Below are 14,462 nucleotides of genomic sequence, written 5' to 3' on the forward strand. Positions count from 1 at the left end.
CCCGGCCGTCGGCGTCTGGCTCGCGGCCGCCGCCCGCCGCCGTCACCGGCATCGGCTGGATCGTGGTGGCCGCGCGCGGCGGCGACTTCCTCACGCTCACCAACGTCGTCGGCATCCTGCAGAACAGCGTGGCCCTCGGCCTCGTCGCCGTCGGCCAGACCGCCGTCATCCTCACCGGCTCCCTCGACCTGTCGGTGGCGTACCTCATCAGCCTCGGCACCCTGGTCGCGGCCACCACCATGGAGGACGGCTCCGTCGTCACCGGAGTGCTCGCGGTCCTCGCGCTGTCCGCGGCCGTCGGGCTCGCCAACGGGCTCATCGTCACCGGCCTGAAGGTCAACGCGTTCATCGCGACCCTCGGCACCGCCTTCATCCTGCGCGGCTGGATCGAGGAGAACTACACCGGCCCGGCCGGCCAGGTCCCCGCCTCCTTCCAGCACCTCGGCTACGACCGCGTCGGACCGATCCCGGTCTCCCTCTTCCTGCTCCTCGCCGTCGCCGCCGCGCTCTGGGTCGTCACCCGGCGCACCCGCTTCGGCCATCACCTGTACGCCACCGGCGGCGACGAACACGCCGCCCGCCTGTCCGGCGTCCGCACCCGCCGCACCGTGATCGCCGCGCACGTCCTGTGTTCGCTGTGCGTCGGCGCGGCCGCCCTGTTCCTCGCCTCCCGCCTGGGCGCCGGAGCGCCGTGGGCCGGCACCGAGGCCCGCTACGACCTGGAGTCCATCGCGGCCGTCGTGCTCGGCGGCACCGTCCTCGCGGGCGGGCGCGGGGGAGTGGCCGGCACCCTCGGCGGCGTCCTCGTGCTCGCCGTCCTGGACTCCGTGTTCAACCAGCTCGGCGTCGACCCCTTCTTCAAGAACGTCGTACGCGGCGTCGTCATCATCGCCGCCGTCGCCCTCTACGCCCGGCGCGGCGCCAGGAGGTCCGCATGAGCACCGGTACGGGTACGGCGACGGACGCGACGGAGAGCCGGACGGTGCCGGTGGCGGCCGCCGCGTACAAGACGATCGCCCGCAACCTGGGCGCGGGCGCGCCCGTCTACGCCCTCTTGATCGTGCTGCTCGCCGCGCTCGCCGTGACCGACCCCGGCTTCTACGAACCCGACCGCTTCCTCGCCTTCGTCAAGCGCGCGGCGCCGCTGGTGATCCTCGCCGCCGGGCAGTACCTGGTCATCGTGTGCGGCGAGTTCGACCTGTCCGTCGGCGCGATCGTCACCGCCGGGGTCGTCGCGGCCGCCGAGGTCTACGGCACCTACCCGGACGCCCCCTGGCTCCTCATGACCGCCGGACTGCTGCTCGCGGGCGCCGTGGCGGGGCTCGTGAACGGGCTGATCACCACCCGGCTCCGGGTGCCGTCGTTCATCACCACGCTCGGCATGATGCTGATCCTCGAAGGCGCCGTCTTCTACTGGACCGGCGGCTCCCCGCACGGCCAACTGCCGCAGGACTTCCGCCAGTTGGGACGCGGTACGGCGATGGGCTGGCTGCCGTGGGCCGTGCTCGCCTGCCTGGTCGCCGGTGTCCTTGTGGTGCTCCTCATGCGCTCCGACTTCGGCCGTACGCTCATCGCCACCGGAGACAGCGACCGCACCGCCCGGCTGGCCGGGGTGCGGGTGCACCGGGTGCGCGTCCTGGCGTTCGTGCTCTCCGGTGTCGCCGCCGCGCTGGCCGCCGTCCTCGTCGGCGGCTTCTCCGGGGTGTCCGCGCAGGCGGGCCGCGGCTACGAGTTCGAGGCGATCACCGCCGTCGTGCTGGGCGGCGTGGCGCTCGGCGGCGGGCGCGGCAGCGTCGTCGCGGCGATGGCGGGTGCCTTCTCGCTCCAGGCGCTGTTCACGTTCCTCAACCTCCGAGGCGTGTCGGGGGCGTTGGAGTCCACCGTCCAGGGCGTCATCGTCATCGCCGCCGTCGGGATCGGGGCCGCCGACTTCTCCCGGCTGCGCCGCCGCCGTGCTCAGCCACCGGCCACCTCATCCGGCACCTCATCGGGAGGGACACAGTCATGACCCGCACCCGCAGAACCCCGCCGCACCCCCGCCGCGCCGCCCCCGCAGCCGTCCTCGTCACCGCCCTGTTCGCCGTGCTCGCCGCCTGCTCCAGCGACGCCCCGGCCGACGGCCCCGCCGCCTCCGGGCAGAGCGCCGAGCAGAAGAACGAAAGCGGCGACAAGCCGTCCAAGTTCTTCGACAAGACCGAGTACGAACGGCAGTTGAAGCTCGGCGAGCAGACTCCGCAGGGCCCGGCCGCCAAGCCGTGGGAGCAGATGCTCCAGCCCGCGATGGCCGACACCGCCCAGTACAAGAAGAAGGGCTCCGCCGAGGACGTCCACCTGTGCTTCTCCAACGCCGGAGTCTTCAACCCCTGGCGCCAGGTCGGCCTCAAGACGATGAAGGCCGAGGTCGAACTGCACGACGAGATCGCCGACTTCACCGTCCTGGACGCCCAGGGCAAGGACGACAAGCAGATCTCCGACATCCAGGAGCTCGCGGGGAACAAGGACTGCGACGCGCTGATCGTCTCGCCCAACACCACCGCCACCCTCACGCCCGCCGTGAAGGACGCCTGCGGCAAGCTGCCCGTCATCGTCTTCGACCGGGGCGTGCAGACGGACTGCGCCGTCACGTTCATCAACCCCATCGGCGGCTACGGCTACGGCGCGGTCGCCGCCGACTTCCTCGTCGACGAGGTCGAGCCCGAGGGCAAGATCCTCGCGCTGCGCATCTCGCCCGGCGTCGACGTCCTGGAGACCCGCTGGTCCGCCGCGAAGCTCGCCTTCGACAAGAGCGAACTCGACGTCGTGGACGTGAAGTTCACCGACGGCGACCCGGCGAAGACCAAGTCCGTCGTGTCCGACGCGATCTCCCGGCACGGCTCGATCGACGGCGTGTGGATGGACTCCGGCGCCACCGCCGTGGCCGCGGTGGAGGCATTCGAGGACTCGGGCGCCGACGTGCCGCCGATCACCGGCGAGGACCAGCAGGACTTCCTCCAGGCGTGGAAGGACAAGAAACTCACCGCGATCGCGCCCACCTACCCGACCTTCCAGTGGCGCACGCCCATCATCGCCGCCCTGCGGATCCTCAAGGGCGAGCAGGTCCCCAAGGAGTGGAAGCTGCCGCAGCCCACCGTCACCGAGGCCAACCTCGACGACTACCTCCAGGACGGCATGCCGCCGCTGCACTACGCGATGTGCGGCTGCCAGAAGATGCCCGGGTTCCCCGGGAGCTGGGGAGGCAAGAAGTGACGCGGCCCATGAACCAGTCGTCGGGCGCCGGCTGGCCCCTGGGCGCCAACCCCTGGATCTGGCACTCGCCCGTCACCGCCGACGCCCTGGCCGAAGTGCTGCCACGCCTCGCCCGCTGGGGCTTCGACTGCGTCGAGCTCCCGCTGGAGCAGCCCGGCGACTGGGAGGCCGCGGCCACCGCGAAGCTCCTCGACGCCACCGGCCCGGCGCCCGCCGCCGTCATCGCCGTCATGGCGCCCGGCCGCGACCTCGTGCGCGCCGACCCGGCGGCGGTGCGCGCCACCCAGGACTACCTCCGCCACTGCGTGGACGCCGCCCACGCGGTGGGCGCCCCGGTGGTCGCGGGCCCGGTCTACGCCGCCGTGGGCCGCACCTGGCGGATGGACCCCGCCGAGCGCACGTCCGCGTACGAGGAGTGGCGCGAGCACATCGCCCCGGTCGTCGAGCACGCCGCACAGGCCGCCGTGCGCATCGCCGTCGAACCGCTCAACCGCTACGAGACGAGCCTGCTCAACACCGTCGCGCAGACCCTCGACGCCCTCGAAGGGCTGCCCGGGGACAGCATCGGCATCGCGCTCGACACGTACCACCAGAACATCGAGGAGCGCTCCCTGCCCGCGGCCGTCGAGGCGGCCGGGCACCGGATCGGCCACGTCCAGGTGTGCGCCAACGACCGCGGCACCCCGGGGGCCGACCACCTCGACTGGGCCGGTTTCCTCCGTGCCCTGCGCGCGGTCGGCTACCGGGGCGCGCTGTGCGTCGAGTCGTTCACCGCGCACAACGACGCCATCGCGGTCGCCGCCTCCGTGTGGCGGCCGCTCGCCCCGAGCCAGGACGCGCTCGCGGCCGACGGCCTGAGCTTCCTGCGCCGCGCCGTCGCGGCCCTCTGATCCGGGCCTTCGGGCCCGCGAACCTCCGGCATCCGGCACCCGCACCTTCCGTCCACACAGAGAGGACCACCTCATGGGATGTCATGCTCGTGACATCAGAGGCGTACGAAGAGCGCTGATCGCCGTCCTGACGGCGCTGCTCCTTGCCGTGGGCTTCCTGCCCGCCGCGGGGGCCACCGCCACCGGAGCCACCGCCGCCGACCAGGCACCGGCCTTCCGTGCCCTGCTGTTCACCAAGGCCGTCGGCTACGTCCACGACTCCATCCCGGCCGGCATCCAGATGGTCAAGGAACAGGCCGCGGCCCACAACTTCGAGGTCGTCCAGACCGACGACTCGACCGTCTTCGACGACGCCAGGCTCAAGGACTTCGACGTCATCGTCATGCTGCAGAACTCCGGCATGGTCTGGGACACCGACGCCCAGCGCGAGGCCGTGCAGAAGTACGTGCGCGGCGGCAAGGGCATCGTCGCCGTCCACAACACCCTCGACATGGGCATCGAGGACTCCTTCCCGTGGTGGGACGACACCGTCAACGGCGGCGCCCACATGCCCGCCCACTCCCCGGGCGTCCTGAAGGGCACCGCGAAGGTCGCCGACCACGTGCACCCCTCCACCAAGGGCCTTCCCGAGCGCTGGGAGCGCCCCGAGGAGTGGTACAACTTCGACCGGAATCCGCGCGGCGACGTGCACGTCCTGGTCTCCGCCGACGAGACGACGTACAACCCGGGGGGCTCCGCCATGGGGGCCGACCACCCCATCTCCTGGTGCCGCAAGGCCGAGGGCGGCAAGGTGTGGGCCACCGCCATGGGCCACGACAAGGCGTCGTACAGCGAGCCCGCCTTCCGCGACCACGTGCTCGGCGGCATCCAGTGGGCGGCCGGGAACAAGCCCGGTGACTGCGGTGGCACCGTCTGGTCCGGCTACGAGAAGATCGCGCTCGACGAGAACACCGCCGACCCGATGGAGCTCGACGTAGCCAAGGACGGCAAGGTCTTCTACGCCCAGCGCAGCGGCGAGGTGAAGATCTTCGACCCCAAGACGCACGCCACCACCACCGCGGGCAAGGTCGACACCTACACCGGCGGCGAGGACGGCCTGGTCGGCATGGAGCTGGACCCGGCGTTCGCCAAGAACCGCTGGATCTACCTCTATTACGCGCCCGCGAGCGCCAAGGACGACGTGAACCGCCTGTCGCGCTTCACGGTCAAGAAGGACAACACCCTCGACCTCGCGAGCGAGAAGAAGGTGCTCGACGTCCCCGCCTACCGCGACCGCACCTTCCCCGAGCCCGGACACACCGGCGGCGCCGTCGAGTTCGGCCCCGACCGCACCCTGTACCTGGGCGTCGGCGACGACGTGCCGCCGAACCTCGACCCGAACTGGCAGGGCTACGCGCCCCTGGACTGGCGCCCCGGCAAGCAGATGCTCGACGCCGCCCGCACGGCCGGCAACACCAACGACCTGCGCGGCAAGATCCTGCGCGTCAAGCCCAAGGACAAGGGCGGCTACACGATCCCCCAGGGCAACCTCTTCAAGCCCGGCACGGACAAGACCCGCCCCGAGATCTACGCCATGGGCTTCCGCAACCCCTTCCGCTTCACCGTCGACCCGAAGAACGGAAACGTGCACGTCTCGGACTACGGCCCCGACCGCGGCGCCCCCGAGACCGAACGCGGCCCCGAGGGCCTGGTCGAGTACAACGTCATCAAGAAGCCGGGCAACTTCGGCTGGCCGTTCTGCCACGGCAACAACCAGGCGTACGCGCCCTACGACCCCGACACCCAGAAGGCCGGCGCCAAGTTCGACTGCGCGAAGCCGGTGAACCCCTCGCCGAACAACACCGGCCTCAAGGACCTGCCGCCGCTGACGCTCCCCGAGGTCTGGTACGGCTACGGCGCCTCCAAGGAGTTCCCGGAGATGGGCACCGGCGGCTCCGCGCCGATGAGCGGGCCCGTCTACCGCTACGACGCCAAGAACCCCTCCACGACCAAGTTCCCGCAGTACTTCGACGGCGCGAACTTCTTCTACGAGTGGGCGCGCGACTCCGTGAAGGAGATGCGCTTCGACAAGTCCGGCAAGCTCCTGAAGATCAACGACTTCCTGAAGCCGGTGAAGTTCACCAAGCCGATGGACATGACCTTCGGGCCCGACGGTTCGCTGTACGTCCTGGAGTGGGGCAGCGAGTTCGGCGGCGGGAACAACGACTCGGGTCTGTACCGGGTCGACTACGCGCAGGGGCAGCGCATCCCGATCGCCAAGGCCAAGGCGTCCGCCACCAACGGTCCCCTGCCCCTCAAGGCCGACTTCTCCAGCGAGGGCAGCAAGGACCCGGACGGCGACCCGATCACCTACGCCTGGGACTTCAACGGCGACGGCACCTACGACTCCACCGACCCCAGCCCCTCGCACACCTACACCACCAAGGGCGACTTCAACGCCCAGCTGAAGGTCACCGACTCCACCGGCAAGTCCGGCTACGCCAACGTCCCCATCACGGCGGGCAACACCGCGCCGAAGGTGACCGTCGAGACGCCGGTCGACGGCAAGCTCATCACCTTCGGCGACAAGATCCCGTACAAGGTGAAGGTCACCGACCCCGAGGACGGGCAGATCGACTGCTCCAAGGTCTTCGTGAACCCGGCCCTCGGCCATGACGACCACGAGCACCCGACCACCGACATCCCCGGCTGCGAGGGCACCGTCGACACCGGCGACCTGGGCGGCCACCCGGAGGGCGCCGACCTCACCTACGTCCTGAACGCCAAGTACACCGACAAGGGCGCGTCCGGCACGAGCGCCCTGACGGGCTACGGCCGCTCGGTCCTGCAGCCCAGGCACAAGCAGGCCGAGTACCACGACGGCCAGTCCGGCACCCGGATCGTCTCCCAGGCGGGCGCCGAGAACGGCAAACGCATCGGCGACATCAGCGACGGCGACTGGATCGCCTTCGCCCCGATGAGCGTCGAAGGCGTCAGCAAGGTCACGTACCGCATGTCGTCCCCGTACGGAGTGGGCTCCGTCGAACTCCGCGCGGACGCCCCCGACGGCAAGCTCCTGGCCACGACGCCCGTGCTCAACACGGGAGGCTGGGACACCTACCAGAACACCCCGGCGGTGGACATCGAGCCCCTGACCGGAACCCACAAGCTGTACCTGGTCTTCAAGTCACCGCAGAACAATTCCTTCGACGTGGACGCCGTCGCGTTCTCGGCCTCGACGGGCTGATCGCCGCGACTCCCCCTGCTCCGGCCTCTCCGTGACGATGCGGAGGGGCCGGAGCGCGTCACCGCCAGAACTGGGCGAGCACGCCCTCCTTGAACGGGGCGGGGGAGACCGACAGGCCCCCCGAGAACGGATGGTCCATGGTCAGGCACAGCAGCAGGCTCACGCCGATCAGCGCGGCGACCGAGGCGACGAACATCAGCTGGGCGCGCAGGCTCCTGATGCCGTACAGGAAGGTCAGCGGCAGCATGACGAGCGCGCCGCCGTAGATGAGCACGTTGAGGAGCGGTGGCAGGGCCTGCTGCGAGTCGGCGAGCCGGGTGCGGCGTGCTTCCGCGACGTCGCCGAGCGTGGTCACGGAGTGCTCGTAGTAGGTCTTCTCGGCCTCGGTCTTCGGCTCGTACTCCTGGAACACCCGGTAGATCCTGACCACTTCGGGGTTGGTGACGCCCGGGTCGGGCCGGCCCTCGCGCATCAGCGGCCACTGCTTGTCGACGATCGCGTGGACGTACGCCCCGACGGCGTCGGTCACCCTGCGCTCCTGCTCGGGCGGGAACGCGGCGGCGTCCCGCACCACCTGGGCGGTCCGGCTGGCCTCGGCGGCGACGTTCGTCTCCGCGTCGTTGAGGGTCTCCCACTCGGCCACGACGACGAAGGCGAGGATGATGCCGTAGATCGCGGCGTACATGCTCAAGCAGACACCGACCATGTCGTTGTACGTGCCGTCCGCCAGCCTGGCGAATCTGCGGCGCAGCAGCAGCGCGCCGGTCACGGCGACGAGTACGGCACCGCCACCGAGCAGCACGGCGAGCGTGAACGTACTGAAGTTGTTGAGCAGCCAGATCCCCACAGCCCGCACAACGCCGGGGGCCCGCACGAGTTACGCGAACACGAGGATGCGCGGCGCACCCACCGGACCTGCCGCGGGCACACGAAGACCCGCGACGCGTCCCTGCCCCGGCCGCGTCGCGGGTCTTCGCCTCCCTCGTTTCCCCGTCAGCGAGTGCCGACCGCCGCACGCACGGCCCGGCGGGCCATCTGGCAGTCGTCGTGCAGCCGCCGAAGCAGCAGCCGCTGTTCCTCGCCGGACGGCGCGGGCCCGGGGTGGGCCTGGCCCGGTGCCGTCGGGGCCGTGTCGTGCAGCGTGCGCTGCACGGCCGTCTCGCACATCCTGATCTCGCGGGTCAGCACCAGCATCAGGTTCACCAGGAACGCGTCGCGCGCCGCCGGGCCCGCCGCCTGGGCGAGCTGGCTGATGTCGCGGCGCGCCACGGGCGAGTCGCCGAGCACGGACCACAGCGTGGCGAGGTCATAGCCCGGCAGATACCAGCCCGCGTGCTCCCAGTCGACCAGGACCGGGCCGGCCGGCGAGAGCAGCACGTTCGAAAGGAGCGCGTCGCCGTGGCAGAACTGCCAGGTGAGCCCCGGCCCCGACGTGTGTGCGTGCGCTATGCCGTGCAGCAGTTTCTGCAGGTCGCCCATGTCCCGGTCGGTGAGCAGCCCCAGCTCGTGGAAGCGGGAGATCCGCCGGCCGTAGTCCAGCGGCCGACCGAACATCTCCTGCGGCGGCCGCCACTGGTTGAGCCGGCACACCGCGCTCATCGCCGCCCGGATGTCGGCGCGCGGTGGGGCTTCTGCGGGGTGCCGCTGCAGTGCGGCCACCCGGCCGGGCATGCGCTCGATCACCAGCGTGCAGTCGTCCGGGTCGGCCGCGATGAGACGCGGCGCGCGCACGGGCGGACGGTGCCGGACGAACGAGCGGTAGGCCGCTATTTCGTGGCGGATCCGTTCGGCCCACAGGGGCGAGTGGTCGAGCAGGCACTTGGCCACGGCGGTGGCGCGGCCGGTGGTGCCGACCAGGAGCACGGTACGTCCGCTGCGGCGCAACACCTGCACGGGCTGGAATTCCGGACAGATGCGGTGCACCGAGGCGATCGCGGTGCGCAGTTGCGCGCCCTGGGGGCCGGACAGGTCGAGTCTCCCGCTGAGCGGCCCGGCGCCCGTCGCCGGTACGCGGCGCGTCCGGTCGGCGCCGAGCGGAGCGGCCGCGGGCCGCGCCGGCGCCAGATAGGGGCCACCCCCGGGCAGCGGGGCCTCCGCCGCGCGGGCGGAGCCGCGGGAGGAGGGGTGCGGGCGCAGTGGCCGAGGCGGGGCGGACACGGAGGACGATGCTGCGTACATGGGCGATACAGATCCCTTCGTGTGCCTGCGAGTTGCGGCGCCCTCCCGTCCCGGCCGCTGTGGGTGCACCCTGGGGAATGCCTCGAGGCGGCCGGGTCGGGGTGGCGCATTCCTACCTGACACCCGATAGCCCCTGGCACACCATGTGGCGCACCCTGGCGAACCCTGGCGAATAGTCGCTCAGCAACTGACAGAGGGTTACTGTCAATTCAGCCGAGAACCCTGGGGGCTTGACGTGAACGGACAACCCAACACCCGTCTGTCGGATCTCTTCGGCCTGGCGGGCTGGTCCAAGGGCGAACTCGCCAGACTGGTGAACCGGCAGGCGGCGGCGATGGGTCATCCGCAGCTGGCCACCGACACCTCGCGGGTGCGGCGCTGGATCGACATGGGAGAGATCCCGCGCGATCCCGTGCCCAGGGTCCTGGCTGTTCTTTTCACCGAGCGTCTCGGCCGTGTCGTGACCATCGAGGACCTCGGTCTGGTCCGGCACGGGCGCGTAGGCAAACAGCGCGCCGACGGGAGCGTAGAACACCCCGACGGCGTGCCGTGGGCGCCCGAGCGAACCGCCGCGGTCCTCACCGAATTCACGGGAATGGACCTCATGCTCAACCGACGCGGCTTGGTGGGCGCGGGTGCCGCGCTTGCCGCAGGCTCCGCACTCACCAGCGCCATGCACGACTGGCTGCACACCGATCCGACCCTGAAGGCCGACGCCCCCCGCACCGACGACCCCCTGCACGCCGACCCCGCCGGATTCGACCGCTACGAGGCCGCCCCCATCGGGTCCCAGGAGATCGAGGAGCTGGAGCGCTCGGTCGAGGTGTTCCGCGCCTGGGACGCTTCCCGCGGCGGCGGCCTGCAACGCAAGGCCGTGGTGGGCCAGCTGAACGAGGTGGGAGGCATGCTCTCCTACCGCCACCCCGACCATCTGCAGCGGCGCCTGTGGGGCGTCGCCGCCAACCTCGCCGTCCTCGCCGGCTGGATGTCGCACGACGTCGGCCTCGAACCCACCGCCCAGAAGTACTTCGTGATCGCCGCGCACGCGGCCCGCGAGGGCGGCGACCGTCCGCGCGCGGGCGAGGCCCTGTCCCGCGCCGCCCGCCAGATGGTGCACCTGGGCAAGCCCGACGACGCCCTGGATCTGATGAAGCTCGCCAAGTCCGGCTCGGGCGAGCAGACGCTGCCGCGCACACAGGCCATGCTGCACACCATCGAGGCGTGGGCCCAGGCGTCGATGGGCAAGGGGCAGGCGATGCGCCGCACCCTCGGCCGGGCCGAGGACCTGTTCGTCTCCGACAAGGGCGACGTGCCGCCGCCGAGCTGGATGCAGATGTTCGACGAGGCGGATCTGCACGGCATGCAGGCCCTGGCGTACCGCACCCTCGCCGAGCACGAGCCGTCCGCCGCCCAGCTCGCCCAGCGGCACGCCAAGGAGGCCATCGCCCTGCGCCTGAAGGGCCGCGACCGCTCCACGATCTTCGACTACATCTCGCTGGCGTCGGCCTGCTTCATCGCCGACGACCCCGAACAGGCCGACCGGTACGCGCGCCTGGCGCTGGTGTCCATGGGCTCCAACTCCTCGCACCGCACCTGGGACCGGCTGCGCGAGATGTACCGCCTGACCGCGCAGTACTCGGGCTATCCGAAGATCGAGGACCTGCGCGAGGAGATCAAGCACGCCCTGCCCAAGGCGGCGGCCCGGCCCGGGGGAGGCAAATGGGTCCAGGCATAGGAAACGGCCGGTGCGGGCGTCACGAAGTCGGGGCTAGGGCTTCGTCCGCGTACGCGGCCTAGGCGTCGACCCTGGCCACCAGCAGACAGGCGTCGTCCTCGCGGGGGGCAACGCCGAACTCCTCGACAGCGACGCGCACACAGTCCTGTGCCGCCCTCGCCTCGGCGAAGCGCGGTGCCAGGGCGAGCAGCCGGTTCGTCGCGGCCTCTCGGGAACGCCGCGGCACCAGACCGTCCGTGTGCAGCAACAGCAGGTCGCCGGGGCGCAGCCGCTCCTCGGCCTGTTCGTAGCAGGCGCCGGACGTCGCGCCGAGGAGCACACCGTCCGGCGGTGTCAGCGCGCGCCCCGTCCCGTCGCGGAACAGCAGCGGGGCGGGGTGGCCCGCCTGGGCCCAGGTCAGGGTGTGGTCGGCGGCGTCGTACAGACAGCAGACGGCGCTGCCGAGCGCGGGCTGCACGGAGGCGTCGAGGAGCTGGTTGAGCCAGCCCATGAGCCGGCCGGGCCGGGTGCCCGCGACGGCCATGCCGCGCAGCGCGCCGAGCAGCATCGCCATGCCCGACGTCACCGTGACGCCGTGGCCGGTGAGGTCGCCGACGCTCAGCAGGGTGCGGCCGTCGGCCAGTTCGAGCGCGTCGTACCAGTCGCCGCCGATCAGCGCGGTCGACGACGACGGCAGATAGTGGGCGGCGAGGTCCAGGCTCGCGGGGCCGCCGTGCGGGAACCGCAGGGAGCCACGCCACGGCGGCAGCACGGCTTCCTGCAGTTCGACCGCGAGCCGGTGCTCGGTCTGCGCGAGGTGCCGCTGGCGCTGCAGCGAGTCACGGGTCTCGCGCACCACCCGCTGGCTGCGGCGCAGTTCGCTGACGTCCCGGAGCACCGCCCACATGGAGGCGGTGGAGCCGTCGGCGGCGAGCACGGGTTCGCCCATCATGTGCACCTGCCGGGCGCCGCCGTCGGCGCGCACGACCCGGAACTCGCCGTCGATCGGCTTGCCGTCGACCAGGCAGTCCGTGACCATCGCCGTGAGCATCGGCTGGTCGTCGGGGTGGATCAGGGAGGGCAGCTCGTCGAGGGAGAGCGCCGGTGTGGCCGGGTCGCGGCCGAGGATCTGATACAGCTCGGCGGACCAGCTCGCCTCGTCCGTCAGCAGGTTCCACTCCGCGCTGCCGACCCGGCTGAGCAGCGAGCGGCGCCGCGGGTCGGTCCGCGCGGGGGAGGCGGGGGAGGTGGGGGGCCGCGGCGGGCCGTCCCGGAGCTGGGCCAAGTGGCTGTGCAGGTCGTTGAGTTGATGCACCGCGAGGTCGCACAGCGCGCGCTGCCAGCGGCCCGCGGGGTCGCTGTGGTCGGCTACCGCCTCGCGGCGCACGGCGTCGACCTCGCCGCGCAGCCGGCGTGTCTGTGAGATGAGCGCGTCGACCGCGCCGTGCTCGTGCGGCCGGTCGGGGCGGCCTTCGAACACATGGGACGGCATGGGGTGCTCCGTGGGTGATGCGGTGCGACCGGGCTTGCTGTGGGGATCGCCGGTCATGGCTCCTCGACCGGTAGCGGCGTGGCGTTCGTCCTGGCCTTCGTCCGTGGCGTACGTGACTTCCGTACGTGACGTGCGTGCGGCTTCCGTACTGACTTCAGTGACAACTCTTCGACCGCTAACGACTCTGGCACAGCGGGCGGGTGCTCGTAAGGGATTTGGCAACACCCGATGCGGTGGTGCTTATGGCATATGCCCCCGTCCTTCGGGGCCGGTCGAGCGCCAGTACGAGTCGGTGCGCCGTCCGGGCGTCCGTGCGGTGACCTGCGTTCCGCGGGGTGACGCCGGGCCCGGGCTCTCGGCCCGAGCGGGCCCGGCGCGTCATGCCCGGTACACCACCCGGCCCGGCAGTTCCCTGCCGTCGATGCGCGCCCACAGTCGCAGCCCGGCCAGTACCTGGCCCTTGCGGCCGCCCGCGTCCAGCGGGATGTCGTTGCCCCCGGTGCGGCGCCGGGCCTCGCGGTAGGTCGGGGCGAGCACTTCCACGGCGACGTCGGCACCGCTGTCGCGCACCCGGCGGCGCAGTTCGAGCACGGCCCGCTGCGAGGTCTCGGCGAGCTGGGCCCACCAGCTTCCGGGGGCGGCGGGGGGCAGGTGCAGGACGGAGCACAGCGCCTCGTCCACGGCGAGGGCCGCCCGCAGCTCCGCCGCGGAGCCCGGCTCCCGGCAGGCCAGGCGGCCGATGCGCTGGGCGAGTTCGTGCCGGTGGGCGGTCCGGTGTTCGGCCTCGCGCAGCGGCACCACACCGCGGTGGGAGACGTTCTCCAGGCAGTGGTGCAACTGGCCGTCCAGGGCGGCGAGTCCGCCGACCCAGCCGGCCAGGACCACGAAGACTCCCAAGGGCGCGCGCAGGTCGCCCGGGGCAGGCGGCACTCCTTGGCTTCCGCGTACGGCGGTCCCTTCTCCGGCCGGTTCGCCGCCCGCCGCGGCCGCCATCGCCCACGGAGCCGCGGATCCCGCCGGGTCGAGGCGCACCCCTGGGACCCCCAGCCGGGGCAGCGGGGGCAGCAGCACCTGCCCCTCGCCGAGGGTCCGCCACGCCTCCCACCGCGCGCCGCCGGGGTCGCCCCCCGCCACGGGCAACTGCTGTGCGCGGGCCCGCCATTGCGTCGCGTGCGGAGCGGGCAGACGCAGCAGGGTCAGGTGGAACCAGCGCCACAGCGCGGCCGTGCCCGACAGGTCCGGCGCGGGCAGCGGCCCCAAGTGGGCGACGCCGTGCCGGCCGTGGGTCAACTCGGCCGCGAGGGCGGCCAGGTGCGGGTCCGCGGCGGGCGGCGGAGTCGGCGGGCCGGGCGGGGGCGCGGGGGTGCCACTTGCCCCCGGGGTGGTGTCGGACGGGGGGACGTTCGTGGCCGGTGGGGTGGGGGAGCCCCCTGGGGGCGGGCCTGCGGCGGTGTCCCGTGGGCCGGACGCGTCCACGGGTAGCGTTCCCGTGGCGCCGTGGGGCATGCGCGTGCCTGCGGGTGGTGGAGCGACAGGTGCGTCGAGGGCGGCCCCGTCCGCGGCCGGGCGGGGTTCGGCGGCGGGCATCGGTGTGCCCATGGGGGGCGTGTCGGTGGCGCTGTGGGGGGCGGGCGGGCCCGCGTCCGCGTCCGCAGGTGGTGTGGCGGGGGTGGCCGTGCCCGCGGATGGTGCGGCGGGGGGGGCCGTGCCCGGCGG

9 protein-coding genes and 1 pseudogene are annotated in these 14,462 nt (G+C 72.2%); 6 read left to right on the forward strand and 4 right to left on the reverse strand.

What is annotated here, in order from left to right:
* The first annotated feature begins 62 nt into the window (after positions 1–62).
* From STRAU_RS06230 to STRAU_RS06250, 5 genes are all read left to right on the forward strand, one after another.
* Positions 63–938 carry an ABC transporter permease gene (locus tag STRAU_RS06230; RefSeq protein WP_016639402.1) on the forward strand — a complete coding sequence of 292 codons (876 nt, stop codon included), beginning with the start codon at positions 63–65 and terminating at the stop codon, positions 936–938.
* On the forward strand, positions 935–2,008 hold the full coding sequence (locus STRAU_RS06235) for an ABC transporter permease (protein ID WP_016639403.1): 1,074 nt from the start codon (positions 935–937) through the stop codon (positions 2,006–2,008). Before STRAU_RS06230 ends, STRAU_RS06235 begins: the two co-directional genes overlap by 4 nt.
* Positions 2,005–3,246, forward strand: coding sequence for a substrate-binding domain-containing protein (locus tag STRAU_RS06240; RefSeq protein WP_016639404.1), 1,242 nt, complete (start codon positions 2,005–2,007; stop codon positions 3,244–3,246). Before STRAU_RS06235 ends, STRAU_RS06240 begins: the two co-directional genes overlap by 4 nt.
* 8 nt (positions 3,247–3,254) lie before the next feature.
* Positions 3,255–4,136 (forward strand): sugar phosphate isomerase/epimerase family protein, encoded by an 882-nt coding sequence (locus STRAU_RS06245; RefSeq protein ID WP_016639405.1) that lies wholly within the window; start codon positions 3,255–3,257, stop codon positions 4,134–4,136.
* 73 nt (positions 4,137–4,209) lie between these two features.
* Positions 4,210–7,362 carry a ThuA domain-containing protein gene (locus tag STRAU_RS06250; protein WP_016639406.1) on the forward strand — a complete coding sequence of 1,051 codons (3,153 nt, stop codon included), beginning with the start codon at positions 4,210–4,212 and terminating at the stop codon, positions 7,360–7,362.
* Positions 7,363–7,420: 58 nt separating this feature from the next.
* Here the strand turns inward: STRAU_RS06250 and STRAU_RS06255 are convergent, their stop codons facing one another.
* Both STRAU_RS06255 and STRAU_RS06260 read right to left on the reverse strand, forming a co-directional pair.
* Entirely contained in the window at positions 7,421–8,209 is a 789-nt protein-coding gene (locus tag STRAU_RS06255) for a bestrophin-like domain (RefSeq protein ID WP_016639407.1), read from the reverse strand.
* A gap of 146 nt (positions 8,210–8,355) precedes the next feature.
* A complete protein-coding gene (locus STRAU_RS06260; RefSeq protein WP_016639408.1) occupies positions 8,356–9,540 on the reverse strand; it encodes an aminoglycoside phosphotransferase family protein in 1,185 nt (394 codons plus the stop codon).
* Positions 9,541–9,775: 235 nt separating this feature from the next.
* Between STRAU_RS06260 and STRAU_RS06265 the strand changes: the two genes are divergently transcribed.
* Complete coding sequence (locus tag STRAU_RS06265; protein ID WP_016639409.1) at positions 9,776–11,275, forward strand: DNA-binding protein NsdB; 1,500 nt, start codon at positions 9,776–9,778, stop codon at positions 11,273–11,275.
* A 58-nt stretch (positions 11,276–11,333) separates the two neighbouring features.
* Here the strand turns inward: STRAU_RS06265 and STRAU_RS06270 are convergent, their stop codons facing one another.
* Positions 11,334–12,746 (reverse strand): PP2C family protein-serine/threonine phosphatase, encoded by a 1,413-nt coding sequence (locus STRAU_RS06270; protein WP_037657819.1) that lies wholly within the window; start codon positions 12,744–12,746, stop codon positions 11,334–11,336.
* 378 nt (positions 12,747–13,124) lie between these two features.
* Positions 13,125–14,462, reverse strand: a pseudogene (locus STRAU_RS06275) (hypothetical protein); the annotation flags it as partial.

The sequence above is a fragment of the Streptomyces aurantiacus JA 4570 genome (assembly GCF_000414115.1).
Classification (GTDB): Bacteria; Actinomycetota; Actinomycetes; order Streptomycetales; family Streptomycetaceae; genus Streptomyces; species Streptomyces aurantiacus_A.